This is a genomic window from Mesorhizobium terrae (assembly GCF_008727715.1).
Lineage (GTDB): Bacteria > Pseudomonadota > Alphaproteobacteria > Rhizobiales > Rhizobiaceae > Mesorhizobium > Mesorhizobium terrae.
On record NZ_CP044218.1, the window covers coordinates 3,378,343 to 3,402,678 of the forward strand.

The 24,336-nt window shown below is 64.3% G+C and carries 27 protein-coding genes and 1 tRNA gene; 14 read left to right on the forward strand and 14 right to left on the reverse strand.

What is annotated here, in order from left to right:
• Positions 1-39 precede the first annotated feature (39 nt).
• The 4 genes from FZF13_RS17560 (at position 40) to FZF13_RS17575 (ending at position 2,837) form a co-directional block, all read left to right on the forward strand.
• Positions 40-924, forward strand: coding sequence for a helix-turn-helix transcriptional regulator (locus FZF13_RS17560; RefSeq protein WP_024923661.1), 885 nt, complete (start codon positions 40-42; stop codon positions 922-924).
• 19 nt (positions 925-943) lie between these two features.
• Positions 944-1,555 (forward strand): LysE family translocator, encoded by a 612-nt coding sequence (locus tag FZF13_RS17565; RefSeq protein WP_024923660.1) that lies wholly within the window; start codon positions 944-946, stop codon positions 1,553-1,555.
• A gap of 182 nt (positions 1,556-1,737) precedes the next feature.
• Entirely contained in the window at positions 1,738-2,391 is a 654-nt protein-coding gene (locus tag FZF13_RS17570; RefSeq protein ID WP_024923659.1) for a PadR family transcriptional regulator, read from the forward strand.
• A gap of 149 nt (positions 2,392-2,540) precedes the next feature.
• The gene (locus tag FZF13_RS17575; protein WP_024923658.1) at positions 2,541-2,837 is read left to right on the forward strand and encodes an HlyU family transcriptional regulator; all 297 of its coding nucleotides are present in this window, start codon (positions 2,541-2,543) and stop codon (positions 2,835-2,837) included.
• 218 nt (positions 2,838-3,055) lie between these two features.
• Here FZF13_RS17575 and FZF13_RS17580 read toward each other — a convergent pair whose 3' ends face one another.
• Positions 3,056-3,703 carry an FMN-dependent NADH-azoreductase gene (locus tag FZF13_RS17580; RefSeq protein WP_024923657.1) on the reverse strand — a complete coding sequence of 216 codons (648 nt, stop codon included), beginning with the start codon at positions 3,701-3,703 and terminating at the stop codon, positions 3,056-3,058.
• A 120-nt stretch (positions 3,704-3,823) separates the two neighbouring features.
• On the opposite strand from FZF13_RS17580, the gene FZF13_RS17585 reads away from it, so the two are divergent.
• Complete coding sequence (locus tag FZF13_RS17585) at positions 3,824-4,831, forward strand: LysR family transcriptional regulator (protein ID WP_024923656.1); 1,008 nt, start codon at positions 3,824-3,826, stop codon at positions 4,829-4,831.
• Here FZF13_RS17585 and FZF13_RS17590 read toward each other — a convergent pair.
• Positions 4,771-5,376, reverse strand: coding sequence for a TetR/AcrR family transcriptional regulator (locus FZF13_RS17590; protein ID WP_024923655.1), 606 nt, complete (start codon positions 5,374-5,376; stop codon positions 4,771-4,773). The two genes, FZF13_RS17585 and FZF13_RS17590, sit on opposite strands and share 61 nt — an antisense overlap.
• A gap of 68 nt (positions 5,377-5,444) precedes the next feature.
• Between FZF13_RS17590 and FZF13_RS17595 the strand changes: the two genes are divergently transcribed.
• Together FZF13_RS17595 and FZF13_RS17600 are read left to right on the forward strand one after the other, a co-directional pair.
• Positions 5,445-5,870 carry a VOC family protein gene (locus tag FZF13_RS17595; RefSeq protein ID WP_024923654.1) on the forward strand — a complete coding sequence of 142 codons (426 nt, stop codon included), beginning with the start codon at positions 5,445-5,447 and terminating at the stop codon, positions 5,868-5,870.
• A gap of 113 nt (positions 5,871-5,983) precedes the next feature.
• Positions 5,984-6,895: an arginase family protein gene (locus FZF13_RS17600; RefSeq protein WP_024927316.1), complete on the forward strand. Its 912-nt coding sequence runs from the start codon at positions 5,984-5,986 to the stop codon at positions 6,893-6,895.
• 1 nt (position 6,896) lies between these two features.
• On the opposite strand, the gene FZF13_RS17605 is transcribed toward FZF13_RS17600, so the two are convergent.
• Positions 6,897-7,850: a S1C family serine protease gene (locus FZF13_RS17605; protein ID WP_024923652.1), complete on the reverse strand. Its 954-nt coding sequence runs from the start codon at positions 7,848-7,850 to the stop codon at positions 6,897-6,899.
• Between the two features lie 167 nt (positions 7,851-8,017).
• Here FZF13_RS17605 and FZF13_RS17610 point away from each other — a divergent pair, with 167 nt between their 5' ends.
• Together FZF13_RS17610 and FZF13_RS17615 are read left to right on the forward strand one after the other, a co-directional pair.
• Positions 8,018-8,887, forward strand: a complete 870-nt coding sequence (locus FZF13_RS17610; RefSeq protein ID WP_024923651.1) for a S1C family serine protease — start codon at positions 8,018-8,020, stop codon at positions 8,885-8,887.
• Positions 8,888-9,040: 153 nt separating this feature from the next.
• On the forward strand, positions 9,041-9,640 hold the full coding sequence (locus tag FZF13_RS17615; RefSeq protein WP_051504759.1) for a response regulator transcription factor: 600 nt from the start codon (positions 9,041-9,043) through the stop codon (positions 9,638-9,640).
• Positions 9,641-9,694: 54 nt separating this feature from the next.
• Here the strand turns inward: FZF13_RS17615 and FZF13_RS17620 are convergent, their stop codons facing one another.
• Both FZF13_RS17620 and FZF13_RS17625 read right to left on the reverse strand, forming a co-directional pair.
• The gene (locus FZF13_RS17620; RefSeq protein ID WP_024923650.1) at positions 9,695-10,084 is read right to left on the reverse strand and encodes a type II toxin-antitoxin system VapC family toxin; all 390 of its coding nucleotides are present in this window, start codon (positions 10,082-10,084) and stop codon (positions 9,695-9,697) included.
• Complete coding sequence (locus FZF13_RS17625; RefSeq protein ID WP_024923649.1) at positions 10,081-10,344, reverse strand: type II toxin-antitoxin system VapB family antitoxin; 264 nt, start codon at positions 10,342-10,344, stop codon at positions 10,081-10,083. The genes FZF13_RS17620 and FZF13_RS17625 overlap by 4 nt, the downstream gene beginning before the upstream one ends.
• A 166-nt stretch (positions 10,345-10,510) precedes the next feature.
• Between FZF13_RS17625 and FZF13_RS17630 the strand changes: the two genes are divergently transcribed.
• A complete protein-coding gene (locus FZF13_RS17630; RefSeq protein ID WP_024923648.1) occupies positions 10,511-11,377 on the forward strand; it encodes an SDR family oxidoreductase in 867 nt (288 codons plus the stop codon).
• A gap of 27 nt (positions 11,378-11,404) precedes the next feature.
• Here the strand turns inward: FZF13_RS17630 and FZF13_RS17635 are convergent, their stop codons facing one another.
• Together FZF13_RS17635 and FZF13_RS17640 are read right to left on the reverse strand one after the other, a co-directional pair.
• Positions 11,405-11,929 (reverse strand): TIGR00645 family protein, encoded by a 525-nt coding sequence (locus FZF13_RS17635; protein ID WP_024923647.1) that lies wholly within the window; start codon positions 11,927-11,929, stop codon positions 11,405-11,407.
• A gap of 269 nt (positions 11,930-12,198) precedes the next feature.
• Entirely contained in the window at positions 12,199-14,520 is a 2,322-nt protein-coding gene (locus FZF13_RS17640) for an OmpA family protein (protein ID WP_024923646.1), read from the reverse strand.
• Positions 14,521-14,684: 164 nt separating this feature from the next.
• Between FZF13_RS17640 and FZF13_RS17645 the strand changes: the two genes are divergently transcribed.
• Both FZF13_RS17645 and FZF13_RS17650 read left to right on the forward strand, forming a co-directional pair.
• Entirely contained in the window at positions 14,685-15,134 is a 450-nt protein-coding gene (locus FZF13_RS17645) for a YcgN family cysteine cluster protein (protein WP_024923645.1), read from the forward strand.
• 206 nt (positions 15,135-15,340) lie between these two features.
• Positions 15,341-15,730 carry a hypothetical protein gene (locus FZF13_RS17650; RefSeq protein WP_024923644.1) on the forward strand — a complete coding sequence of 130 codons (390 nt, stop codon included), beginning with the start codon at positions 15,341-15,343 and terminating at the stop codon, positions 15,728-15,730.
• A gap of 122 nt (positions 15,731-15,852) precedes the next feature.
• Here the strand turns inward: FZF13_RS17650 and FZF13_RS17655 are convergent, their stop codons facing one another.
• On the reverse strand, positions 15,853-16,569 hold the full coding sequence (locus FZF13_RS17655) for an SIMPL domain-containing protein (RefSeq protein ID WP_024923643.1): 717 nt from the start codon (positions 16,567-16,569) through the stop codon (positions 15,853-15,855).
• 132 nt (positions 16,570-16,701) lie between these two features.
• Between FZF13_RS17655 and FZF13_RS17660 the strand changes: the two genes are divergently transcribed.
• Positions 16,702-16,777 (forward strand) — tRNA-Ile (locus FZF13_RS17660).
• A gap of 391 nt (positions 16,778-17,168) precedes the next feature.
• Here the strand turns inward: FZF13_RS17660 and FZF13_RS17665 are convergent.
• The 6 genes from FZF13_RS17665 to FZF13_RS17690 form a co-directional block, all read right to left on the reverse strand.
• Positions 17,169-18,377: an FAD-dependent oxidoreductase gene (locus tag FZF13_RS17665; protein WP_024923642.1), complete on the reverse strand. Its 1,209-nt coding sequence runs from the start codon at positions 18,375-18,377 to the stop codon at positions 17,169-17,171.
• Positions 18,378-18,381: 4 nt separating this feature from the next.
• Positions 18,382-19,596: an Atu1372/SO_1960 family protein gene (locus tag FZF13_RS17670; RefSeq protein WP_024923641.1), complete on the reverse strand. Its 1,215-nt coding sequence runs from the start codon at positions 19,594-19,596 to the stop codon at positions 18,382-18,384.
• A 22-nt stretch (positions 19,597-19,618) separates the two neighbouring features.
• Complete coding sequence (locus FZF13_RS17675) at positions 19,619-20,278, reverse strand: amino acid ABC transporter permease (protein WP_024923640.1); 660 nt, start codon at positions 20,276-20,278, stop codon at positions 19,619-19,621.
• Positions 20,275-20,934, reverse strand: a complete 660-nt coding sequence (locus FZF13_RS17680) for an amino acid ABC transporter permease (protein WP_024923639.1) — start codon at positions 20,932-20,934, stop codon at positions 20,275-20,277. Before FZF13_RS17680 ends, FZF13_RS17675 begins: the two co-directional genes overlap by 4 nt.
• A gap of 11 nt (positions 20,935-20,945) precedes the next feature.
• Complete coding sequence (locus tag FZF13_RS17685) at positions 20,946-21,698, reverse strand: amino acid ABC transporter ATP-binding protein (RefSeq protein WP_024923638.1); 753 nt, start codon at positions 21,696-21,698, stop codon at positions 20,946-20,948.
• Positions 21,699-21,825: 127 nt separating this feature from the next.
• The gene (locus FZF13_RS17690; RefSeq protein ID WP_024923637.1) at positions 21,826-22,707 is read right to left on the reverse strand and encodes an ABC transporter substrate-binding protein; all 882 of its coding nucleotides are present in this window, start codon (positions 22,705-22,707) and stop codon (positions 21,826-21,828) included.
• A 171-nt stretch (positions 22,708-22,878) separates the two neighbouring features.
• Here FZF13_RS17690 and FZF13_RS17695 point away from each other — a divergent pair, with 171 nt between their 5' ends.
• Positions 22,879-23,943, forward strand: a complete 1,065-nt coding sequence (locus FZF13_RS17695) for a GlxA family transcriptional regulator (protein ID WP_024923636.1) — start codon at positions 22,879-22,881, stop codon at positions 23,941-23,943.
• The last annotated feature ends 393 nt before the right edge of the window (positions 23,944-24,336 follow it).

The following is a 24,336-nucleotide window of genomic DNA, read 5'->3' on the forward strand; positions in this document are numbered from 1 at the left end:
TGCGTTGTGCCGCGGCGCGTGGTCGACTAGGCTCTCGCTATGAACGACACGCCGCGTCGAAACCTTGCCGAGCGCCTGCTGAAGGCATTGCGGCCGCTTGCGCTCGATCCGGCGCGGCCACGCAAGCAGCCCGGCATGCACCCGCATGGCCGGCAATTGTTCAGCTATTGCTGCTTCACGTCGGAGCGGCTGGCCCGCGTCATCAATGAAAAGCCGATCATCGGCATCGTGCTCAGCGGTTCCAAGGAAATCTGGCTGGGCGATGCCGGGCAGCGCTTCGAGGCCGGCGATGTATTCGTGTTTCCGCACGGACGCGCCTTCGACGTGGTCAATGTGCCGTCGGAAACGACCGGCATCTATGAATCGCTGATCGTCGAGATCGCGCGCATACCCGAATCCGTGCGCCGCCTCGGCCAGCCGCTGCGGGCGCCCGCCGCCGGGCTCGACCTACGCGTGCCGCTGACGGAGGAATTGGCCGACGCACTGCCCCATGCGGCGGTGGTCCTGGCCGCGTCCGGCCACGCTGGCGCCCTGGCCGAACACAGACTGGCCGAAGTGCTGCTTCTGCTGCGCGAGGTGCCGGCGGCGGCATGGCTGTTCGAGGTCTCGCTGGCCGAGCATGTCGCCTGGCTGATCGCCTCCGAACCGGCACGCCGCTGGACGGCGGAAGCGATCGGCCGCGCGCTTGGCATAGGTGCCTCGACGCTGCGGCGTCGGCTTGTCGAGGATGGCACGTCGCTGAGGGCGGTGCTGGCCGACACGCGCATGCAGCTTGCCCACGACATCCTGGCCAAAGGCGAGGGCAACGTCACCGCCGCCATCGGCGCTGCGGGCTATGCCTCGCGCTCGCATTTCGGCCGTCAGTTCCGCGGCCGCTATGGCGCTTCGCCGAGCGCGGTGCGCCAGCAAGGTTCAACCGAATAGCAGATGTGAGGAGATTTCAGTGTCGCCGGAATTCCTGATCACCACCTTGATCATCGTCGCGTCGCCGGGCACCGGCGTCGTCTATACGCTTGCCGCCGGGCTGTCGCGCGGCGGGCGCGCCAGCGTGCTGGCCGCCTTTGCCTGTACGCTGGGCATCGTGCCGCATCTGATCGCCGCGCTGACCGGCCTGGCGGCGCTGCTGCATGCCAGCGCGGTTGCTTTCGAGATCGTCAAATATGCGGGCGTCGCCTATCTGCTCTACATGGCCTGGCAGAGCCTGCGCGAACATGGCACGCTGAAGATCGAGGCCAAGCCCGATGCGCGCAGCGCGCGCCAGGTGTTGGTCGACGGCATCCTGATCAACCTGCTCAACCCAAAACTGTCGATCTTCTTCGTCGCCTTCCTGCCGCAGTTCATCGCGCCGACGGAACCGAATGTGCTGTTGCGCATGCTGGAACTGTCGGGTGTGTTCATGGCGGCCACCTTCATCATCTTCGCCATCTACGGCCTGTGCGCGGCTTCGGTGCGCGACCGGATCGTCGGCAGCCCGCGGGTGATGACCTGGCTGAGGCGCAGCTTCGCCGCCGCCTTCGTGGCGCTGGGCGCGAAACTGGCGCTGACCGAGCGCTGAGGGCGTCCATCGAAGCTTGGAGAAAAGGGCGGCGCGAGCCGCCCTTTTTGCATTGGGACGCCGGATATCCGGATCAAGTGCCACTTCACGACGTGTAAGATGCATCTTAAGATATATCTTGACTCTGATCGTGCATGCTCCTACTTAAGATATATCGTAAGACATAACTTAAGGAATTTCCAATGCACAGACATCATTCATTCAGCGAACGTGCCGAGCAGGCATTCTGGCATATGGCCGGTCGTTTCGGCGGCGGGCGTGGCGGCCATGGTCCATTCGGCCACGGCCGGCGCGGCCATGGCGGACCGGGCGACGTGCTGCGCGCCGGCCGCATGTTCGGCGACGGCGATCTCAAGTTGATCGTGCTTTCGCTGCTCGCCGACGCGCCGCGCCACGGCTACGACATCATCCGGGCGCTGGAAGAGCGTTCCAGCGGCATCTACAGCCCGAGCCCGGGCGTGATCTACCCGACGCTGACTTTCCTGGAAGAGGCCAGCTATGCCGTCTCGTCCGCCGACGGCGCCAAGAAGGTGTTTTCCATCACCGAGGCCGGCGCGGCGCATCTCGGCGAAAACCGCGACATGGTGGAGCGCGCGCTCGATCATCTCGAGCGGGTCGGCGCCAAGATGGCCAAGGCCCGCGAATGGTTCGGCTGGGACGACGACCGCGAGCGGCATGGCCGCGACGACCGCCGCAATCCCGAACTGCGCCTGCTGCGTCGCCGCCTGCGCGCGGCCCTGGCTGAAGTCATCGAGGCGCCGGCCGACAAGCAGGCCGAGGCCGCCAGTATCCTGAAGGATGCCGCCGAGGCACTGGAGGCGCTGGTGAAGCGCTAAACGATCCAGCGGCATTGTTGAAAACGGGCAGGCCGGCGAAAAGTGCCGTGCTTGCCCGTTGCCGTCTGGGCGGCTACTGAACGGTTGAGTTGGCAAGTCGAGGGCGAGTTCCAGCCCGCCATGCCCAGCAAAACCGGTGGAGGTCGCCCATGTCCTTTCTGAAACGTCTTTTCGGTGGCGGCGCCAGCGAGCCGGAGGCATCGGGCAAGGGCAAGGTGGCGAAGGAGATCGAGCACAAGGGCTTTGTCATTGCCGCGACGCCCTACAAGTCCGATGGCGGCCAGTACCAGACCTGCGGCGTCATCTCCAAGGAGATCGACGGCGTGGTCAAGGAACACCGCTTCATTCGCGCCGACCGTTTCGCCGGGCTCGACGACGCCGTCGACATCTCGCTGAAGAAAGGCATTCAGCTGGTCGACGAGCAGGGCGAGCGCATTTTCGGTTAGGGTGCGCTGATATTCAAGCGAGGCCGGCCTGCAAATGGCGGCCTTCTGCGCTTCCGGTGCTCACGTACTTCAATGTATGCTGCGCTCCGGTTCTCGAAATCCGCCATTTTCGGCTCGGCCTGCCTTGAATCTCAACGCACCCCAAGCCTCACTCAGATCTCCAAAAACGACAACAGCCGCCGTGTCGCCACGGCGGCTGTTGCGTTGGTCGACCTTGATCAGGCCGCGGCAGCCGAGAGAGCAATTTCGGTAGCCGAGGCAGCGATGGCGTCGACCTGTTTCCCGGCATTGGCAAGGGCAGCCTTCACGGCATCCTCGCCCATGCCAACGCCCTCGACGCGGATGACCTCGACGTCGGTCATGCCGTTGAAGGCGAGCACGCTCTTCAGATAGGGCACTGCGAAGTCCATCACCGCGGCCGGGCCTTCGGAATAGATGCCGCCGGAAGCCAGCACGACATAGACCTTCTTGCCGGTGACCAGGCCCTTCGGACCGTTGGCGGTGTAGGAAAAGGTCTTGCCCGAACGCGAGATGTGGTCGACCCACGACTTCAGCGTCGAGGAAATCGAGAAGTTGATGAAGCCGGTGGCAAGCACGATGTGGTCGGCGGCGAACAGTTCGTCGACGGCGACATCGGAGACGCTGACCAGGTCGGTCTGGCGCGGCGTGCGGGCTTCAGCCGGCGTGTAGATGCCGGTGGCGTAGTCAGGCTCGATATGCGGCAGCGGGTTGGCGACGAGGTCGCGGGTGGTGACGGTGGAGCCCGGCAGGGCGGCCTGCAGCTTGGTGGCAAGTTCGGTGGCGACGCGGGTGGAATGCGAGGCAGCGCCGCGCGGGCTCGAAGTGACGAGAAGGATGTTGGACATTTTTGCTCTCCGTTGGTGATGGCGGACAACCGCCTGATTTCGGAGACAGAGATAATCCTCGACACTCATCCAAAAAATTGGGAAAATATGTATCGAATGTATCCAGAAAATGGATAAGCCATGCAGGCGAACCCGACCCTTGACCAGTTGCAGGTGTTCCTGGCGGTAGCTGAGACCGGCAGCTTCTCCCGCGCTGCCCGCCACCTCAACCGCGCCCAATCAGTGATCAGCTATACGATCGCCAATCTGGAGGGACAGCTGGAACTCAAATTGTTCACGCGCGAAGGCACGCGTGAACCGACGCTGACGGCCGAGGGCAAGGCGATGCTGGCCGATGCACGGCGCATGATCGGCGTGCTGCAGGACATCCGCGCCCGCGCGGACGGGCTGAAGCGCGGCCTGGAAGCCGAACTGGCGATCGCCGTCGACGTGACGGTGCCTTCACCGGCGCTGGTCAGGACACTCGCCGCCTTTGAGGTGGAGTTTCCGTCGGTGTCGCTGAAACTCAATGTCGGAGCGCTCGGCGTGATCTGGGACCAGCTGGCGCAGCGGCTCAGCGATCTCAGTTTCGGCGGCCAACCGCAAACGCTCGGCGACGAATTGGTGTCGGTGCGCGTCGGCGATGCCTCGATGACGCCGGTCGCGGCACCCGGCCACCCGCTTGCCACCTACCAGGGCAGGGTGCCGCTGTCGGAAGTGCGCGAGCATATCCAGCTCGTCGTTTCCGATGTCAGCAAGATCACCGAGGGCAAGGAGTTCAGCGTCTTCGCCTACCGCACCTGGCGCATGACCGACATGTCGACCAAGCGCGACCTAATCCTGTCCGGTCTCGGCTGGGGCGGCCTGCCAACCTGGATGATCCTTGAGGATGTGTCGGCTGGCCGGCTCAAGATCCTCGACCTCGAACCCTATCCGGAGCGGCCTTATCCGCTGCACGCCTTCTACCGGGCCGACACGCCGCCGGGACCAGCGGGAAGCTGGCTGATCGAGCGGTTCAAAGAGGAATTGCCGAAGGTCTGTTCGACATTGCAGCATATGAGCGAACGCGAGGAGCGGCTGAGGGCGGCTCAAGAGCCTGACGGACTGCGCATCAGCCCGTCGATGACGGCGGCAAGCACCGCCCGGTAGTCGTCGGGGGAACCACCGGCGTCGACGGCAAGGGCGGCGCGGTCGAAGGCCGCGCCCAGCAGCGATGTCAGCGCATCCAGGGGCAATCTCGGCAGGTCGCCGGCGCGCATCGTCGCCGCCAGACCTTCGCGCAGGGTGCGGTTGCCATGACGGGCGTCGATGGCGTCCATCTCGGCACGGCCGAGTACGGCAGGGCCGTCGACCAGGAGCAGACGGGTGCGACCGGGCACGCCCATGGCGCCGATATAGGCTTCGCCGCCGGCAAGCAGCGCATCGCGCGCCGATAGCGTGGTGGGCGCGGTCCGCTCGATCTCGGCGGCGACCGCGGCCGCCTCGGCATCGACCACGGCGCGGAACAGCGCCTGCTTGTCGACGAAGTGGTGGTAGAGCGCGCCGCGCGTGAGGCCGGCGGCCGCCACGATCTCCGGCGTGCCGGTCTCGGCATAGGATTTTTCCGTGAAAAGCCGGCGCGCGGCGGCGATCAGGTCGCTGCGCGTGGCCTCGGTGCGGTCGCGGTTGGAACGGCGCGGATTGGCCACTTGCATACATGCAGCCTGTATGTTATTTCGATCTACATGCAGACTGTATGTTTATTTCAAGAGGAAGAAAAGCCATGAAAACCACCAGCTATTATCCCGTATTGATGACCGGCGACGTGGCCGGCACCACGGCGTTCTATGTCGAGCATTTCCGCTTCAGGCCGCTGTTCGAAAGCGACTGGTACGTGCATCTGCAATCGTCCGAGGACAAACGTGTCAATCTCGGCATCGTGCAGGGCGACCACGAGACGATCCCGGCGGAAGGGCGCGGCCGTGCCTCCGGTCTGCTGATCAATTTCGAGGTAAAGGATGTCGACGCCGTGCATGAGCGCCTTGTCGCGGCCGGCCTGCCGATCCTGCGCTCGCTGCGCGACGAGGCGTTCGGTCAGCGCCACTTCATCACCCGCGACCCCAATGGCGTGCTGATCGACGTGATCAGGCCGATCCCGCCGAGCGAGGAGTTTCTGCCGCAGTTCGCGCCGGAGGCAGTCGGCGTCTGAGCGGACCAGTTTGACAGCAGTTGTCGGCAGTCTACGGGTTGCCGATCCGGCCAAGATGACATCGTCCCGACGAACGACCTATGGTGGGCCCGGCGAACAACCGGGCCCTTTCCATGCGCGATCTCTGCCTTATCCGGGCACCGTTCAATCTTGGCCTCAGGCCACTGAGGCCCGGTCATGAACCGGGCACCTGGCGGGCGCCGCAGGCATTGACCGACGCCGGGCTGCTCGAGGCGCTGGCGCCGGCGCGGATTGTCGACCTCGATCGACCTGCCTACAGCACCGAGCCGCAGCCGGGCACCAGGCTGCGCAACGGCCCGGCGATCCGGACCTTCAGCCTGCAACTGGCCGATATCGTCGCCGAGACCGTCGGGCGAGGGCAATTTCCGCTGATCGTCGGCGGCGATTGCACCGTCCTGCTCGGCGGGTTGGCCGGCGCGCGACGGTCAGGGCTGCTGTCGCTGGTGCATGTCGACGGTCACAGCGACTTCCGCCATCCAGGCAATGATGACGACAATCTGCCGCTGGGCTCGGCCGCCGGGATGGACCTGGCGGCGGCGACCGGCCGTGGCGAGGCCTTGCTCACCGAATGGCCGGGCATAGAGGGGCCGTTGCTGCGCGACGATCAGGTGGCCCAGATCGGCGAGCGGGAAAGCCGCGATGCCGATTTTGCCTGGCACGACATCGCGGCGACCGAGATGACGCTGGTCGACGTGTTTGCCGCACGCGAACTCGGCGCGGCAGGCGTGCTCGCACGGGTCGAGCCGGTGCTGGCGCGCGGCGGCGGCCGTTTCTGGCTGCATTTCGACGTCGACGCGCTGGACCAGACTTTCATGCCGGCGGTGGATTCGCCGGGCAGCCCGGGTATCGATCCGGACGAACTCGTCGCTATCCTGGGAACGCTGGCGGCAAGGCCGGGCTGCATCGGCATGGATGTGACGATCTTCGATCCCGACCTCGATCCGACCGGCGAACTGGCGGCGTGGCTGGTGGCTCTTTTGCGGCGGGTGTTGACCGCCACCTAGCTCAGGAAGGTCTTGCAGTCGGTGTGACCGCGATGCGGCTGACGCCGCTGCGGCGTAACACCGTGCAGACCGTCTCGCGGCCGATGCGCTCGGCATCGAGCATCCTGACCAGATCGTCGACACCGGTGACGGGCCTTCCGTCGATGGCGGCGATGATGTCGCCTTCCTTCAGGCCCGATTTTGCTGCCGGCCCGGAGGGGTCGACTGTGCGCAGCCGCACCGCCGTGCTGCTGGTAACCTGCGAGAGCAAAGCGGCGCGGCGCGGCAGGTTGGTCGTATCGGCGGAGACGCCGATGAAGGCGCGGCGCACCCGGCCGAAGCGGATGATCTCGGAGATGACGAAATTGGCGGTGTTGGAGGCGACGGCGAAGGCGATGCCCTGTGCGCCCGGGATCATGGCGGTGTTGACGCCGATCACCTCGCCGGCGGACGAGACCAGCGGCCCGCCGGAATTGCCGGGATTGAGCGCCGCATCGGTCTGGATGACGTCGTCGATCAGCCGGCCGGTGGTGGCGCGCATCGAACGGCCGAGCGCCGAGACGACGCCGGCGGTGACGGTCCATTCGAAGCCGAGCGGATTGCCGATGGCGATGGCGATCTGGCCGCGCCTGAGCCGTTTGGAATCGCCGAGCGGCGCGACATTGGCAAACGAGCCGCCGGCGCGCACCAGTGCGATGTCGGTGTCGGGATCTGAGCCGAGCACGCGGCCCTCGTCGACGCTGCCATCAGGCATGGCGACACGCACGGCGCGGGCATCGCCGACCACGTGGAAATTGGTGACGATCAGCCCGTCCGGCGAAATGACGAAACCCGAGCCATGGCCGCCACGGCCGCCGATGCGTTCGATGCGGCACACGGCCGGGCCGATACGGTCGACGGCATCGGCGACCGTCATAGAATAGGCATCGAGCAGGGCGTCGTCGCGGGGGGAGGGGTCGAAAGCGGGCAGCGCCATGGCAGGCTCCGTGTGATTTTGCGGATCGATGCCTATATGTGCGGAGCGCGCCGCTTTGCCGCGACCTGACCAGATGGCCAGAAGCAAGCCGGACTAGCCGTCAGGCGAGTATCATTGCCCGCCAAGGACAGCGATATCTGGAGCAGACAAGAACTCTGGAGGTCACAATGAGCGACTTCAATCTCGGCGCCTTTTCGGATGCCGTCGCCGACATCGCGGCAAAGGCGGCACCCGCCGCCGCCAGCCTGCGCGTCCATCACGGGCGCACCGCCACAGCCTTCCATTGGGGCGACGGCTTTTTCGTCGCCGCCGAGGAAATCCTCGACGCGGACGAGGACATCGAACTGACGCTCGGCTCGGGCGAGACCGTGAAGGCGACGCTCGCCGGGCGCGACCCTTCGACCGGCATCGCCCTTTTGAAATCGGACCGGTCCGGCCTGCCGGCGCTGGCGAAAGCAGGGGCCGTGCGGCCCGGCCATGTCGCCATCGCCATCGGCAACGGCGAAGGTGCGGCACTCAGCGTGCTTGGAACGGTCGCCGAGGTCGGGCCTGCCTGGCGCTCGATGCGCAGCGGCACCATCGACCGGCGTATCAACCTGGCCGTCGGCACCGGCGGGCGCTTCGAAGGCGGCCCGGTGCTGGATGCTAAAGGCGACCTGATCGGTATGCTTTTGTTCGGTCCGCGCCGGCGCGCGCTGGTCATCCCGTTCGAGACCATCGAGCGCACTGTGGCGGTGCTGAAGGAAAAAGGCCATGTCGTGCGCGGTTATCTGGGCGCGGCGCTGCATCCGGCGCGCGACGGCGACGCGGTCGGCGCCATGGTGATGAGCCTTGACGACAGCGGTCCGGCGAAGGCCGCCGGCCTGCATGTCGGCGACATCATCGTGGCCTGGAACGGCGAGCCCGTCGAAGGACCGCGCGGGCTGATGCGCAGGCTGGGGCCGGACAGCGCAGGCACCCAGGTGAAACTCGACATCCTGCGTGGCGGCAGCCGTAGCGAGGTTGTCGTGACGATCGGCGAAAAGCCGCTGAACTGAGAGGATCGCCTGGAACTTGATCAGGCCGGGCTGCAAATTGCGAGGATCTGCGCTCCGATGCTCACGTACTTTAAGTACGCTCCGCTTCGGTGCTCGCTTCTCGCCATTTTCGCCACGGCCTGTTCAAGTTCCAGGCAATCCTAGGGAGTACCGATGGCAGAGAGCAGACGACTGACAGTGCTGATCGCGCTCGGCGATGCCGGGCGGGCCGAGCGGCTGTCGGCGTCGCTGGCTGCCGGCGAGGACTTCACGCCCGTAACTGTGGGCAGCGCGGCCGGCATCGATGTGGCAATTGTCGACAACGCAGCCTTTCCTTTGGACGTGCCGCTGGTGCTGTTGTCGGCCCGTCCGGTTCCGGCGGTCAATGGTGGCGCCGGTCGCGTCTTCGCTGTTTTGCCGCCCAATGCCGAGGACGGGCTGATCGCCGCTGCCGCCCGCCTGGCGACGGCCGGATACCATGCGGTGCGCGACGAGGATGCTTTCGAACCGACCGGCTTCGCGGCGGAGCCGGACGACCATGCAAACGGCTCGGCGGACCATGATGGGGCGGTGCGGCCGGCGCTGTCGCCGCGCGAAGCCGAGGTGCTGGCACTGCTCGCCGAAGGCGCGCCCAACAAGGTGATCGCCCGCCGGCTCGACATTTCCGTGCACACCGCCAAGTTCCACGTCGCGGCGATCCTGACCAAGCTTGGCGCAGCCAACCGCACTGACGCGATTGCCATCGCCATGCGGCAAGGGCTGGTGCTGGTCTAGGGCGCGTTGGGATTGCAGCGCGGCCGGCCCCGTCGAGATCTTTTGCATGTCCTGTCAGGCTGCTGCCTCGATGTCGGTCTGGCGGAAGTCGTCGCCCTTGAACAGCAGCGGCATCGCTTCCAGCTTGGCCGTGGCGTAGGAAATGCAATCGCCGAAATTCAGGCCAGCGGCGTGGCGCCCCTTGCCGTAACGCAGGAAGGCCTGACGGGCGACGGCGGCATGGTCTGGAGTGAAGGTTGTGGTTTCGATTTGTGCCGTCCGCAGCAGATCATCGAGAAGTTCGGGCCCTTGTTCGCCTTTCCTGCCGAGGATGACCATCGTGGCTTCCAGCAAGGTCGGAGCAGCGATGCGCTTCAACGGCGCCTGCTGCAGAACGCGCAGATAATTCTCGAAGCCTTCTTCAGCCAGCAGAATTGCGATCAGCACCGAAGTGTCGACGATCACTTCGAGGGGATCCCGAATTCGTCATAGCCGAGGATCTCGTCCTCGGTCAGATCGGTGTCCGTTGGGATTAGGGCGGAACGCTCAACGATCGCCATCAGCTTGTTGTACATGTCATTCGGCGCTTCGCGTGGCACCAGCCTTTCGCGCGCCACCTCGCGCTCAAGGCTTTGCCGGATCGCTTCGGTCACCGACACGCGTCGACGCCGCGCCAGTTCGCGCGCCAGTTTCTCGACCTGTGCATTCTTGATCGACAACGCCATTATATGTTCTACCTTTTTATATAGAATATATACTCGCCATCGCGACGCTGCAATCGCGCCCAGGAAAGGTGGGCCTCCGCAGCGTCACCACGGCGTTGGCCGGTTCGCCCTTGCGCGATGGTGGCAGCCGGGCAAGGATCGGCCATCGCTGCAGGGAGGCCGCATCATGTCGCTCAAGGGAAAAACGCTGTTCATTTCGGGCGGCTCGCGAGGCATCGGCCTGGCGATCGCGCTGCGCGCCGCACGCGATGGCGCCAACGTCACCATCGCCGCCAAGACCGACACCCCGCATCCGAAGCTGCCGGGCACGATCCACACGGCGGCGCAGGAGATCGAGCAGGCCGGCGGCGAGGCGCTGCCGGTGCTGTGCGACATCCGCGAGGAAGCGCAGGTGGCGGAGGCAGTGGCGAAGACAGTCGAGCGCTTCGGCGGCATCGACATCTGCATCAACAATGCCAGCGCCATCCAGCTGACCGGCACGCTGGAAACCGACATGAAGCGCTACGATCTGATGCACCAGATCAACACGCGCGGCACGTTCCTGGTCTCCAAAATGTGCGTTCCGCACCTGAAGTTGGCGCAAAATCCTCACATTTTGAATCTGGCGCCGCCGCTCGACATGAAAGCCAAGTGGTTCAAGGGCCATGTCGCCTACACGATGGCGAAATTCGGCATGTCGATGTGCACGCTGGGCATGAGCGCGGAGTTCGCTTCCGCCGGCATTGCGGTCAATTCCCTGTGGCCGCTGACGACGATCGATACGGCTGCGGTGCGCAATCTTCTGGGCGGCAACACGGTCGCCGCGATGAGCCGGTCGCCGGAGATCATGGCCGATGCGGCGCACGCCATCCTGACCCGGCCGTCTGGCGAGGCGACGGGCAATTTCTATATCGATGAAGAGGTACTGCGCGCCGAGGGCATCACCGATTTCTCGCACTACGCGCCGGGCGCCAAGGGCGCGCTGGCCGGCGACTTCTTCGTGCCGGACGAGGTTTTCGCGCGCAGCGACACCAAGCTGACCGGGCTGTTCTGAGCCCGGTTGCGAACCGGGCTGCGCCGGTCAGATATCTTCCGACACTTTCTTCCCGCCCTTTCCGTGGCCCATCAGCCGGTCGATATAGGCCAGCATCAGCGCCGACAGGACGAAGGTGAGGTGGATCAGGGTCAGCCACATCAACTGCTCGGTCGAATAGGACGAGGAGTTGAGGAACACCTGCAGGAGGTGGATCGAGGAAATGGCCACGATCGTCGAGGCGACCTTCACCTTCAGCGAGCCGACGTCGATGGTACCCAGCCAGTGCACCTTGCCTTCATGCTCGTCGAAGCGGCTGACGAAGTTTTCGTAGCCGGAGATGATGACCATTACCACCAGCGAGGCGACAAGGGCTGCGTCGATCAGGCCGAGGATCTTCAGGATCGTGTCGGTGTCGTCCAGGATCATGACCTTGGAGATGAATTCGTAGAGTTTCTTGGCGAAGGACATCGCGTAGATGGCGAGCGCCAGGCCGAGCCCGAGGTAGAAAACCACCAGCAGCCAGCGCGAGGCCAGGATGATGGATTCGACGGCAAGTTCGAGGCGTTTCATAAAAAGGCGTCCGTGCTTCTGGGCGTGTTGAGGGCGGAACGATGTCGGCCTGCAAGGCGGCAGTTCAACAGGCGCTAACCGCTGTCGTTTTTGGGCGAGAGGCACGATCTTGGCAAGATGCCGGCCATGCCTTTCCAAAAGAAGGCCCGGTCGGTGGAGTAAGCCGGCCGGGCCTCTTGATGTCCCGCTGGAGACGGGACAGGGCAGGGAACCCCATTAACATTTGGGGCTCCCATTGTGGCGAATCAATGCCCTAGCGCCTTCACCGCCTATTTAGCGTTAGCAACCGGGGCCACCAACGGCGTGATGCGGCGGATGGCGACACGACGGTTCTCGCGTTCCGGCTTCTGCGTGTTGATCTTGAGATAGCGCTCGCCATAACCCTGCGTGGTCAGGTTCTCCGGCGGGATGTCGAAGACATTGGTGAGCGCGTTGGCCACGGCCTCGGCGCGCCGGTCCGACAGCGCCAGATTGGCGAGATCGGAGCCGACCGCGTCGGTATGGCCTTCGATCAGGAAGGTTTCGGCCGGGTTCTTGGCGAGCAGCTTCTGCATGGCGTCCGCCACGCCTTGCAGTTTCTCGACTTCGCTCTCGGCAATGGTCGACGAGCCGAAATCGAAGTTCAGCGTGTCGAGATCGATGCGTCGGGCGATGTCGCGCACGCGGGCCGAGCGCTTGACCTCGTCGATCGAATAGAGGCGCCGGACCTTCTCCACCGGCGGCCGCTCGAGGAAGACATAATAGTCGTCGGGGCTGCGTACGCGCTCGGATTCCAGGATGTATTCGTCGCGCGGGATATCGACATAGATCGGTGGCAGGTCGTCGCCTGGGTCACGCCAGTCGTGCATTTCCTCATAATAGCGTTCGTCGACATAGCTCAGCACATATTCGCGACCGTCCGGGGTGATGCGCGAACGCCGCACGATATCGCCGTAGCGGTTGCGAACGGTGATGATCTGGTTGCCGTTGTCGCGCACCACGGTTTCGCGGGTGCGGCCGCCGGGCAGGTCTTCGTAATAGACATCCTGCGCGTCGCGGGTGAGGCGCGGGCGGTCGTTGCTCTCGACGATGATCTGGTTGTTGAACTGGATGATGGTGCGGTCGCCGAAATTCTTGACGATGTCGGCTCCTTCCGGGCGCTGCATCTTGCGCACGTCGAAGTCGGGCGCGCGTTCCAGCCGCGTGCCCTTCTCCTGGGTGACGGGCGCGATCTTCTCCGGCTGGATCGTCGCCTGGGCGGCCTTGTCGTCGACCGGCGGCGGCGCTGGCTTTTCCGCCGGTTTCTGCGCGGGTTGCTGGGCCGGCTGAACAGGTTGCTGCGCCGGCTGCTGGGTTGTCGCCTGGCCGGGCTGCGGCTTGGCCGGTTCGCCCTTCTGGCCCTCGGCCGGGCGCTCCGGCTGCTTCTGGCTGTCGAAGATCGGCGCGGCATTGGGATTGGCCGGCGCCTGGCCCTCGACCGGCTTTTCCGCGGGCTTGGGCTGTTCCGCCGCGGGCTTGGGTTGCTCCGCTGCCGGTTTCTGCTCACCTTCTGCTGGTTTCTCGCCAGGCTGCGGCTTGGCCTCGGGCTGCTCGCCTGGCTTCTTTTCGCCCTCGGCGGGAACAGGCTTATGCCCTTCCTTGGCCGGCTCTTCGCTGGTCTCGGGTTTCGGCTTGGCGCCTTCCGCAGGCTTTTCGGCCGGTGCGGGCGATGCCTCCGGCTGCTTGGCAGGCTTTTCCGCCGCCGGTTTTTCGGCGGCGGGCTTTTCACCCTCGGGCGCCGGTTTCGGTTTTTCGGCCGCCGGTTTCTGCTCGCCTTCGGCAGGCTTTTCGGCGGGTTTGGCGGCAGGCTCCTCGGCTGGCGCGGGCTTGGCTTTGGGCTGCTCGGCGGGTTTTTCCGCCGGCGCCGGCTTCACTTCGGGCGCGGGTTTCTCTTCGGCTGCCGGCTTCTTGACCGGTTCCTGCTGTTCCTCGGCCGGCTTTTCCTTCTTGGCGCGCGGCTTCTGCTCCGGTTCGGCGGCCGGAGCTTCGGCTTGCGGCTGCTTCTGAGGGGCGGGCTCAGCCTGTTCCTCGACCGGTTTTTTCTTGTGCGGTTTCTGCTCAGGCTCCACGGCCGGGGCCTCGGCCTGGGGTTGCTTCCGAGGCGCTGGCTCGGCTTGTTCCTCGACTGGCTGTTTCTTGCGCGGCTTTTGCTCCGGTTCGGCGGCCGGAGCTTCGGCTTGCGGCTGCTTCCGAGGGACGGGCTCAGCCTGTTCCTCGACCGGCTTCTTCTTGTGCGGTTTCTGTTCCGCCGGCTCTTCCGCTGGCGCCGGCGCTTCGGTCTGGGCTTCTATCTGCGGTGCCGGCGCAGCCTGTGCCACCGGTTCGGGCAAGGCGACGGGCTCGGGCACCGCAACAGGTTCGGGCGCCGGCTGCGGCTCCGGGGCGGCCTGTTCGGCCGGCGCCGGGCCGCCGTCGGTCGCCTCGCCGCCGCCTTCGGCCTGGGCAAGGATCAGCGGCAGGGCGGTCACCGAACGGAGAGCGGTGTCATTCTGCAATGGCAAGGCGGCAAGCGGCGATGAAGCCATCAGCAGGCCAAGGGCCGTACCGGCGAGGATGCGTGGTTGGCGCTTCATATCTGATCTCCTTGACGGGGTATGTGGCGCTGCCGAGGCCCATAAACGTGGCAATCGGGGCCGGCGTGGGGTGTGGCAACGAGGATAGGGATATCGAATGGGCGCTTTGATGACATTGGCGCTGCGCGCTTGACGCGGCGGTTCCGGCGCGCCACATCCCTGCGATGGCAACGCAACCGTTCTGGAAGACGAAGGCGCTGGAGGAGATGTCTCCGGCCGAGTGGGAATCGCTGTGCGACGGTTGCGGCAAATGCTGCCTGTCGAAACTCGAGGACGAGGACAGCGGCGAGATCTACTGGACCAGCGTCGCCTGCCGGCTGTTCGATGCCGGAACCTGCCGCTGCGCCGACTATGCCAACCGCCTGGCGCGGGTTCCCGACTGCGTCGGGCTGACGCCGCAGAATGTGCGCACCATCAGCTGGCTGCCGTCCACATGCGGCTATCGCCTCGTCGCCGAGGGCCATGACCTCTACTGGTGGCACCCGCTTGTCTCGGGCAGCGCCGAGACGGTGCACGAAGCCGGCGTCTCGATGCGCGGCCGCGTCAGCGCCAGCGAGAGCGAGCTCGCCGAGCCGGAAGACTATTTCGACTACGTGCTCGACGAGGAGCCCTGAGGGGCCCGTTTTGCCGGTCGAACAAGCATGCGCGCGGCGCAGGCGCGGTTCCTTTTCCATGCCCGACTATGGCCACCGGCCAAATGAACCTCGCATGAACATGCGGTTCCCGTTCGGTTCAGCCGGGCCTTTCTATGGTTGCGTCATCGCTTCGGCGAACAGGGTTTGAAGACCAAGCAACCAACGCTTCTGACAAGGAGAAGACCATGTTGACCAAGATCAAGGCTGCCGCGCTCTCGGCTCTCGTCGGTTTCAGCGCGCTTGCCGCGGTTCCTACCACCGCCCAGGCCGACGGCGTCTATCTGAATTTCGGCAGCGGCGAGCCGCGCTTCGGCGTCTATGCCGGCGAGCGCGACGACAATCGTGACTGGCGCCGCGACCGCTGGAGCGACGAGCGCGGTTGGGGTCGCGATCGCGACTGGCGCCGCGGCTGTTCGCCGGAATGGGCGCTGAACAAGGCCGAGCGCATGGGCATCTGGCGCGCCCGCATCGTCGATGTGAACCGCCGCGTCATCAAGGTTGCCGGCCGCCAGGACGGCGAACGCACCATGGTGGTGTTCGGCCGCGAGCGCGGCTGCCCGGTGCTTTACCGCTAAGGCACGGCGTCTGGCGCAACGCGAACGAAAAACCCCGGAGGAACGATCCTCCGGGTTTTTTCATTTGCAGTCCTGGAAAAGAGAGCGCGCGGCGCGACCATCCAGTCGCGCCGCGCCTCTTTTTACTTCAGCTCGAAGGTGACGTTGACCATCACCCGGTAGGCATTTTCTCCGGCCTGCACCGGAACCGAGGCGCCGGCGGCGTCATAAGCCTTGGCGTTCATCGGCATGGGCGGCGACATGAAGTTCTGGTCGGTGATCTCCAGCACCTTGCCGACGCTGACGCCGGCGGCCTCGGCCAAGGTCTTGGCCTTGGCGATGGCGTCGGCCACCGCCTTCTTGCGGGCCTCGCCGATGACGGCGGCCGGGTTCTCGTTGGTGAAGGAAATACCGCCACCCTGGTTGACGCCGAGCGACACCGCCTTGTCGAGGATCTCGCCGGTCTTGGAAATGTCGCGCACCCGCACGGACAGCGTGTTGGTGACCTGATAGGCGACCAATTCGGCGGTCTGGCCGCCATCGGGCTTGTTCGAATAATTGTAGCGCGGGTTGATCTGGATGCCCGCCGTCTGCAGGTCGCGCTCGGCGACGCCGGCCGACTTCATCGCCGCGATGACGGCGGCCATGGCGTCGTTGTTGGCGTCGAGCGCTTCGCGCGCGGTCTTGGCCTCGCGCATGACGCTGAGCGACAAAAGTGCAAGGTCCGGCGCCACGGTGGCCTCGCCTTCGCCGGAAACGATGATGCGCGGCGACGGCTGTTGCGGGGCTTCGGCTGCGCCGGCGATTGCAGGAAGGGCGACGGCGGCGGCAAAAGCGAGGGGCAAAAAGGCTCTGGTCATCGAAAAACTCCGTTGTTCGCCAAGGGCGAGAGCTCGAATAGGCAGCGAATATGGATTGATTTGGGCGATCTTGGCCAGACCGCCTCTAAAGCCTTGTGCGGGATCAAGAAAAACACTAATCCAGCCCGCGTGGGGCCTGTAGCTCAATGGTTAGAGCCGGCGGCTCATAACCGCTTGGTTGGGGGTTCGAGTCCCTCCGGGCCCACCAGTCACCTTTTGGCATGCGTGCCAATGTGAAAAATAATCGAAAGAAATCAACGTATCAGCTGCATCGTGAGTGCCGCGCGGTGCCAATGCATGTCAGCTATTTGCTGGTCGGTTTGCTGGTCACTATTGGTTGTGTCCATCAGAGAGAAAACACGAACCACGCTGATGCCGTGGTTGCGCCATTTTCGGACATCCTTAGCAACTCACAGCAGCTAACGTTCGTTGTACAACCGGACCCGATACGTGCCTGCACTCGAGGCGTGAGATGCGGATGTCAGCTTTGTGGATACTGTATGAAATGGTTCTCTGGCGGGTGGATGGCACGGCTTGCCTATTGGCATCGTCGACGCGTTCGGCTGCTCGCATTCAATAGGCCTGGCACATCGATCCCATCAGGCAACCAGGTTTGCTATCCGTCTTGCGGAACCGAGGGCGAGGGTCCATCCAAGCATGCCGTGCCCGGCATTGATATAGAGACCGCGCATCCTGCGGGAGGGAGCGATGATCGGCCGGGAGGATGGCGTCATCGGGCGTTCGCCGGACCAGCGGACTTCTTCCGGCGGGCGGTCGAAGCAGGCAGGCAACACGGCGCTGGCGACCTCCCGCAGGATGCCGAACCGATCCGCGTCGAAGCCCGAGCCGGGCCGCTCGATGTCGGCAAGCCCTGCAACGCGCAGCCGTTGACCGATTGTTGCGAAGGCTAGTTTGCGCTTCACATCCGTCAAGCTGACACGCGGCGCTCCTTCCCGCCAAGGCACGGTCAGGGAATAGCCGCGCACGGGCTGGATTTCAGCGGCTTCGGGCAGGTCGGCGACCAGCGTATGGATCAACGGTCCCGCCGTGACGACCGCGGCATCGACGACAAGTGGATCGCGATCGGTAAGCCGTACCGCCGAGAGCTGTCCCTTGTGCTGATCGAATCCGGCCACCTTGCGTCCGAAGCATGCCGAAACCCGACCTTTGGACACCATGAAATCCGTCAGTTGACGGCAGAAGGCGACCGCGTCGCCAAGAGCGTCGCCGGGCGTGTAAACGGCGCCAGCGATTTCTCCCTGATAAGTCTTCAGGGCCGGCTCCACTTCTTCGGCTTCGCAGCGCGACAGGAGACGTTGATCGAAGCCAAGCCGCCGCTTGCGCTCGATGGTCAGCCGGGCCGCAGCAAGGCCCTTTGCGTCAGGATAAAGGTGCAGCTTGCCAGCGATGCGATAGTCGAAAGCAATTTCCGTCTCCGCCAGCAGCTTCGCCATTTCCCGGCGCGATTCATCGGCCAGTTGCAGGATCTCGCTTGTGTTGTTCCACCAGCGCCGGGCCGGCATGTTCGCCATGAAGCGCAGCCCCCAGACCAGGAAATCGGCATCAAGCCTCCAGCGAACCCGGAACGCCGGATCTCGGCCGGCGAGGATGGCCGGCAGATGCTTCAAAAGCGCGGGCGAGGCCATGGCATCGCCATAGGCCCAGGAAAGTTGGGCTGCATTGCCGGCGCTCGCCCCGCAACCCGGCTCTGCAGCCGCGTCGATCAGGATCACCTCATGATCGGCGCGAGCCAGCAGATAGGCCGACGCGACCCCGACCACGCCTGCGCCGACAACCGCAATTCGCATGGCCTCAGGCCTCTGCGCTGCTGAGGACGGCCGTCAGCTCGATTTCCACGGGCACGCCACGGGGCAGCGAGGCCACGCCAACGGCGATCCGCGCATGTGGCCAGCATTCGGGAAACGCCTCGCGCAGCATTTCGGAAGCGCCATCGACGACCGCGCCATGCTGGGTAAAGTCCGGGGCTGCGGCGACGTATCCGGCGAGCCGTACGAACCCTTTCACCCGGTCGAGCCGGCCGGCGATGCGCTCCAATTGCGCCAGGGCATTGAGCAATGCCCAGCGTGCGCATTCGCGCCCTGCTTCTAGGGAGACGTCCTTGCCCAGATGGCCTGCCCTGAGGACAGCCTTGTCCTTGATCGGAACCTGCCCGGACACGGTCACGATACCGCCGTTGCGGATCGCACCGACGAATGCGCCGGGGGGCGCGGCTGCTTCCGGCAGGCCAAGGCCGAGGGCATCGAGGCGTTTCCGAACGGCACAAGGGGCACCGGATGCGGTCTTGCGGCGGGGACGCCTTGTGCTGCGTTCCACGAAATCGCGCAGGATCGCCTTGTCGAAGTCGGTCAGCCGATATTCGGGATGCCATTGCACCCCCAGACAGAAGCCGCTCGTATTGCCCTCGAAGGCCTCGACGACGCCGTCCGGCGCCCGCGCCACGACACGAAACCGTTCGCCCTCCGTGAGGGCATGCCGATGCAGGCTGTTCACTTCGGCCGAGCCGCCGCCGAGAAGGCGAGCGAGATCGCTGGAGGCCTCGACTGTGACGCCATGGGCCAGGCGATCGGGAACTGCGCCTGGCATGTGTTCAACCGGTTCTCCGGCAGGCCGTGGCAGGCTGGTGACGAATGTGCCACCCAGCCATTCGCCGATCAGTTGCATGCCGTGACAGACGCCGAGCAGCGGCTTTCCTGCTTCCAGCGTCTGCCGCACAAGCTCGCGTTCGAATTCACGCCGCTCCGGACTGGCCTGCTGGCCCGGTGCGGTGCCCGTGATCATCACGCCGTCGGCAAGTTCCAGCGTGGCGGCAATGTCGAGCGCTTCGTAGGGCAGGATCAGCGCGGTGCCGCCGGCCTCGGCTATCGCTTCGGCGTAATTCGCCCGAACGACATATTCGCGTTCGGTCCAGCCTTCGGCGGATAGCCTGAAGTCAGGCGTCATCAGGATGACGGGACGGCGGTTGGGCTGCCGGCACGTCGCGCCGCGATCATGCGTTGAGGTCGTCATTGTCTTGTCTCGTGATTGGAATTTAGCCGGCAGGGCGTACGAGCCGCCGCGAAAGAAGCGAGAACGGCCAGGCTATGAGGAAATAGCACAGCCCCACGGCCAGATAGATTTGAAGCGGCAGGAAGTATTCCGTCGCCATGGCCCGGCCGGTCAGCACCAGCTCATCCACCGTGATGAGCGAGGCGAGCGAGGAATCCTTGAGCAGCGAGACGAAGGTGACGATGAGCGGTGCGATGACGATGCGCACCACTTGCGGCAATATGATCAGGGCAAAGCTCTGAAAGGGCGTGAAGCCGACGGCGAGCGCCGCCTCGCGCTGGCCCTTCGGGATCGCCACAAGGCCGGCGCGGAACAATTCCGCGACCTGCGCCGCGAAGGCAAGTGCCAGCCCCAGAACCGCGCCTGTGAAGGCATCGAAAGTGATGCCGATGCCGGGCAGGCCGAAATAGAGCAGGAACAGGATGGCGAGCAGCGGCACGCCGCGAACCACCGAGACATAGACCGTAGCGAAATGGCGCAGCGTCCGCGACCGCGCATTCCGGCACAGCGCCAACAACAGTCCGAACACCAGCGACAAGGTGAAGGCGCAACCTGAAAGCAGGGCGGTCGTGCCCATGGCCTTGACCAGAAGCGGAAGCCACTCCTTGCCGTATTCGAAATAAGGTTCGACGAAGCCGCTCATGCCTTCAGCCTCCCGTAGCGGCTTTCGAGGAAGCGGATCGCCTGCATCAGCGGCATGCCAAGGAGAAGATAGAGACCGGCCACCGTCACGTAGATCAGCGTGGTCTGGAAAGAGGACGTCACCATGGATCGCGCGTAGAACATGATTTCCGGCGCGGCGATGGCGGAGACGATCGATGTATCCTTGAGTAGCTGCACTGCATAGTTGCCGAGCGGCGGAAGCGCGATGCGCAGCGCCTGCGGTGTCAGGATGTCGAAAATCGTCTGGAAGGGTGTGAAGCCGACCGCAAGCGCTGCTTCACGCTGGCCTTTCGGCAACGCTGCGAAGCCGGAGCGGAACAGGTCGCAGGTGACCGCCCCGCCGATCAGTCCGAGGCCGAGGATCGCCGCGACAATCGCGGACAATCTGAAGCCGATGCTCGCCAATCCGAAATAGAGGATGAACAGGTGGGTGAGCGCCGGGATGTTGCGCATGATCTCGCAATAGGCGTCGATCAGGAAATGAACCGGCCGCAGGCCGCCGAAAACGCGCAGAAGGGCGAGGCCGAAACCGAGAGCGACACCGAGCGCGAGCGATGCCAGCGTGACCAGAACGGTGACGCCGACCCCGGCGAGCAACCCTTCCAGCACCATGATGAAGGTCGACAGTCCGGACATGGCGCGGGTCCTCAGTGCCGGATCTGTTTCAGGAAGGCCTGGGTTCTTGCCTCGCGAGGAGAGAGTATCAGCTCCCGCGCCGGCCCCTGCTCGACGATGGTGCCACCGTCGAGGAACATGACCCGGTCGGCGATGTCGCGGGCAAACGCGATCTCGTGGGTGACGATCAGCATGGTGCGCCCCTCGGCGGCCAGCTCCTCCATCACCTTCAGCACTTCATGCACCAGCTCCGGATCGAGCGCGGAGGTCGGTTCGTCGAACAGCATCAGCTTGGGTTTCTGCGCCAGTGCCCGGGCAATCGCCACACGCTGCTGCTGACCACCGGAGAGCTCCAGCGGCGACGCATCGGCGCGATGGGTCATATGGACCTTGGCGAGCATTTCCAGCGCCAGCTCATGCGCTTCCCTTGCCGAAAGTCCGCGCACCTTGCGGGCGGCGATCGCCACGTTCTCCGTCACCGAAAGGTGCGGCCAGAGATTGAAAAGCTGGAACACCATGCCCATTTCGGCCCGCTGCGGCGCGAGCTGACGATCGCTCATCGCCCGCCCGAGCTTGACGCCGATCCGCTCGCCATCCAGGTGGATTTCGCCGGCATTCGGCTTTTCGAGGAAGTTCAGGCAGAGCAGGCAGGTGGATTTTCCCGACCCCGAAGGGCCGATCAGCGCGATCTTCTCGCCGGCGGTCACCTCGAAATCCATTCCCTTCAGAACCTCGACCAGTCCGTAATTCTTGCGCAGGCCCGTGACGCTCAGCAGCGGGTTCATGCCGTTCCCCATTTTTGTCATTGAACAGGGCGCGTTGAGATTCAGGTGATGCCGGCCTGGCCTGAATCTCAACGCGCCCGGGCTTGAATCGGGGCAGAGGCGGCGGCCTCTGCCCCGGATCGAAGCGTCAGCCACCCGCCTTGCAGGAGGGCAGCTTGTAGTCGGCGGGGCGATCGACGCCGGCGCGGAAGTTCTCGCCGGCGGGCCTGTACCAGACATCGGCGGCCAGGCCGTAGCGGGCGCCTATCTCCTTCATCTCGCAGCCTTTCCACATGCCGCCGATGATGGCGTCCACCTTCTGGCGCAGATCGTCGTTCTTCTTGTTGAAGCCGTAGACGACCTGGCCGAGACCGGTGAGCAAGGGGAAATCCGCATTGCTGTCGGTGAAGGCGAGGAACTGCATGTTCCATTCGGGGTTTTTCTTGATCGCATACGACACGACGGGAGGATCGCCGATCACGGCGTCGATGCGGCCCGCGATCAGGTCGCGCACGGCGGCGTCGGAGGTGTCGTAGAGAGAAAGCTCGAGGCCTTTGATCTTCTTGAGCTCCGGCACGAAGGAAAAGCCGGTGATGGTTCCGACCTTCTTGCCTTCGAGGTCGGACAGCTTGTCCCAGTTCGTCTTCGACGACTGCATGATGCCGTTCTTGAAGTAATGGATCGGCTCGGAAAGCGTCATGATCTTGGTGCGCTTTTCCGTCCAGCCCATGGTGCCGAGCATGACGTCGACGCGGCCCGCTTCCACCGAAGCGATGGTGCCGGACCATTCCATCAGCGCCGGCTGGAGCTTGAGTCCCAGCTTGTCGGCGATCTTCTGCATGATCTCGCCGTCATAGCCGATCATCTTGCCGTCCTGCCAACCGGAACCCGGCATGTCGCCAGTGAAGGCGACGGTCAGCTTGCCCTGCTCGACCAGTTCGAAAGCCTGCGCCAAGGGCGAGAATGCCAAGAAGCTCCCGCCTGCCAGCAGCGCACACACCGCCAGCCTTCTCGAAAGAGAAAGTGCCATTTGTTCGATCCTTGAAATTATTGGTTCCCCTATCCGGCAGTCCTTGTTGCTCCGGATATCGCGTTTAACGAGGGGCAGTCTGGCATCGAAGACGAGGGCTGAATTGTAAAAAAAAGACTTTTTCTTTGAAAATCGGCGCGGTCATCCTATCGTGCGAGGAGGGGGGTAACCATGACCGTTGAGGACAGTGCTCCAAGCACGCAGAGCGAGGCGGACTATGTCCGCTGGCTCGATGCCCTCTGGGCGGAAAGGCTGCTTTCGGCGCGCGAGCACAAGCCTGATATTTCCATCGGCATTCTGCTTTGGCCGACCTTTCCCATGATGTCGCTGACCGGCGTCGTAGAGCCCTTGCGCCATGCTGCGGATTTCGCCGACAATTCCCGCCCGCTCCACTGCCGCTGGTCGATCATGGGCAAGCCGGGCGTTGCCACTGCTGCAAGCTGCGGTATTCGCGTGCAGGCAGACGCGCCCTACATCAACCCGACTGACTTCGATTATATCGTTGCTATCGGCGGCCTGCTGCCGCATTTGCGAACCGCGCCCGCCTCGCACCGCGACTATATTCGCGTCGCGGCGGCGGCGGGTGTTCCCGTCATCGGTGTCTGCACTGGCGCCTTCGTTCTGGCGCAGGAAGGATTGCTCGCCGGTCGCAAGGCCGCGATCCATCCCTTCCACGCCGAGGACTTCCGCCTTGCCTTTCCCCGCCAGGCCTTGTCGGTTCGCGACGATTTCCTGATCGAGAATGGCAGGATCACGGTGCCCGGCGGCATTTCCATTCTCTCGCTGATGACCGAACTGATCCGCAACCATTGCGGGCCGGATCGGGCTGCGAAAGCCGTTCACCAGCTTTCATTGACCGAGCAGAAAACGCTGAGCGTCTTCGATCACGAGCGCGCCCATTCGTACCGCTACGCCGTCGACACCCGCATCCAGCGAGCCATCGTGCTGATCGAAAGCCGCAAGGGCCGCGATATGTCGCCGGAACTGGCCGCAGATACCGTAGGCCTTTCGCCACGCCAGTTCGCACGCCTGTTCCAGAAGCACGTTGGAATGACCCCCAAACGCTTCATTCTGGAGACCCGGCTGCGGTACGCACGCTTTCTCGTGGAAAACAGCACGCTGCCCATCACGGCGATTGCCCTCGAAACCGGCTTCTCGGATTCAGCGCATCTGGCGACGGCTTTTCGGCAAAAGTACCAAGTTTCCCCAAGTGCGTTCCGATATCGGCACGGGTAGCGCATGCATGGTCGCGCGGTCGCAAGAGATTTCGGGACGGCAGGTCGCAGAACTGGCTTCTGTCATCGGTGAGAACCGTTTGGATGTCATAGGCACTGATGCGATCAGAGCCTTGATGAACGTGGCGGCTGTACGGACATTGGCACCTGTCCAAAGGTGTCAAAGGTGAACTCGGACAGCCGGTCGATAAGCGACGAAGAAATAGAGCTTTCGCGGTAGGCACTTCAGCGATGTCTATGTGGAGATATTCGATCGGATAGCGTTAACTTCTTCCTGCGCTTTGTTGTCCTCGGGCAGAAGGCTGGCCCCAATACTGGGTCCTGAACAAAGCGGCCGCTTACTGATCCGTTCGACTGTAAGCAGAAGGACCACTCTCGGCTCCTTTTCGGCCGC

What these genes read in the sequence shown, in the direction of transcription:
- FZF13_RS17560 (WP_024923661.1), top strand. Translation starts at nt 40, where the DNA reads ATGAACGACACGCCGCGTCGAAACCTTGCCGAGCGCCTGCTGAAGGCA.
- FZF13_RS17570 (WP_024923659.1), top strand. Translation starts at nt 1,738, where the DNA reads ATGCACAGACATCATTCATTCAGCGAACGTGCCGAGCAGGCATTCTGG.
- FZF13_RS17575 (WP_024923658.1), top strand. Translation starts at nt 2,541, where the DNA reads ATGTCCTTTCTGAAACGTCTTTTCGGTGGCGGCGCCAGCGAGCCGGAG.
- FZF13_RS17580 (WP_024923657.1), bottom strand. Translation starts at nt 3,703, where the DNA reads ATGTCCAACATCCTTCTCGTCACTTCGAGCCCGCGCGGCGCTGCCTCG.
- FZF13_RS17585 (WP_024923656.1), top strand. Translation starts at nt 3,824, where the DNA reads ATGCAGGCGAACCCGACCCTTGACCAGTTGCAGGTGTTCCTGGCGGTA.
- FZF13_RS17590 (WP_024923655.1), bottom strand. Translation starts at nt 5,376, where the DNA reads ATGCAAGTGGCCAATCCGCGCCGTTCCAACCGCGACCGCACCGAGGCC.
- FZF13_RS17595 (WP_024923654.1), top strand. Translation starts at nt 5,445, where the DNA reads ATGAAAACCACCAGCTATTATCCCGTATTGATGACCGGCGACGTGGCC.
- FZF13_RS17600 (WP_024927316.1), top strand. Translation starts at nt 5,984, where the DNA reads ATGCGCGATCTCTGCCTTATCCGGGCACCGTTCAATCTTGGCCTCAGG.
- FZF13_RS17605 (WP_024923652.1), bottom strand. Translation starts at nt 7,850, where the DNA reads ATGGCGCTGCCCGCTTTCGACCCCTCCCCCCGCGACGACGCCCTGCTC.
- FZF13_RS17610 (WP_024923651.1), top strand. Translation starts at nt 8,018, where the DNA reads ATGAGCGACTTCAATCTCGGCGCCTTTTCGGATGCCGTCGCCGACATC.
- FZF13_RS17615 (WP_051504759.1), top strand. Translation starts at nt 9,041, where the DNA reads ATGGCAGAGAGCAGACGACTGACAGTGCTGATCGCGCTCGGCGATGCC.
- FZF13_RS17625 (WP_024923649.1), bottom strand. Translation starts at nt 10,344, where the DNA reads ATGGCGTTGTCGATCAAGAATGCACAGGTCGAGAAACTGGCGCGCGAA.
- FZF13_RS17630 (WP_024923648.1), top strand. Translation starts at nt 10,511, where the DNA reads ATGTCGCTCAAGGGAAAAACGCTGTTCATTTCGGGCGGCTCGCGAGGC.
- FZF13_RS17635 (WP_024923647.1), bottom strand. Translation starts at nt 11,929, where the DNA reads ATGAAACGCCTCGAACTTGCCGTCGAATCCATCATCCTGGCCTCGCGC.
- FZF13_RS17640 (WP_024923646.1), bottom strand. Translation starts at nt 14,520, where the DNA reads ATGAAGCGCCAACCACGCATCCTCGCCGGTACGGCCCTTGGCCTGCTG.
- FZF13_RS17645 (WP_024923645.1), top strand. Translation starts at nt 14,685, where the DNA reads ATGGCAACGCAACCGTTCTGGAAGACGAAGGCGCTGGAGGAGATGTCT.
- FZF13_RS17650 (WP_024923644.1), top strand. Translation starts at nt 15,341, where the DNA reads ATGTTGACCAAGATCAAGGCTGCCGCGCTCTCGGCTCTCGTCGGTTTC.
- FZF13_RS17655 (WP_024923643.1), bottom strand. Translation starts at nt 16,569, where the DNA reads ATGACCAGAGCCTTTTTGCCCCTCGCTTTTGCCGCCGCCGTCGCCCTT.
- FZF13_RS17665 (WP_024923642.1), bottom strand. Translation starts at nt 18,377, where the DNA reads ATGCGAATTGCGGTTGTCGGCGCAGGCGTGGTCGGGGTCGCGTCGGCC.
- FZF13_RS17670 (WP_024923641.1), bottom strand. Translation starts at nt 19,596, where the DNA reads ATGACGACCTCAACGCATGATCGCGGCGCGACGTGCCGGCAGCCCAAC.
- FZF13_RS17675 (WP_024923640.1), bottom strand. Translation starts at nt 20,278, where the DNA reads ATGAGCGGCTTCGTCGAACCTTATTTCGAATACGGCAAGGAGTGGCTT.
- FZF13_RS17680 (WP_024923639.1), bottom strand. Translation starts at nt 20,934, where the DNA reads ATGTCCGGACTGTCGACCTTCATCATGGTGCTGGAAGGGTTGCTCGCC.
- FZF13_RS17685 (WP_024923638.1), bottom strand. Translation starts at nt 21,698, where the DNA reads ATGAACCCGCTGCTGAGCGTCACGGGCCTGCGCAAGAATTACGGACTG.
- FZF13_RS17690 (WP_024923637.1), bottom strand. Translation starts at nt 22,707, where the DNA reads ATGGCACTTTCTCTTTCGAGAAGGCTGGCGGTGTGTGCGCTGCTGGCA.
- FZF13_RS17695 (WP_024923636.1), top strand. Translation starts at nt 22,879, where the DNA reads ATGACCGTTGAGGACAGTGCTCCAAGCACGCAGAGCGAGGCGGACTAT.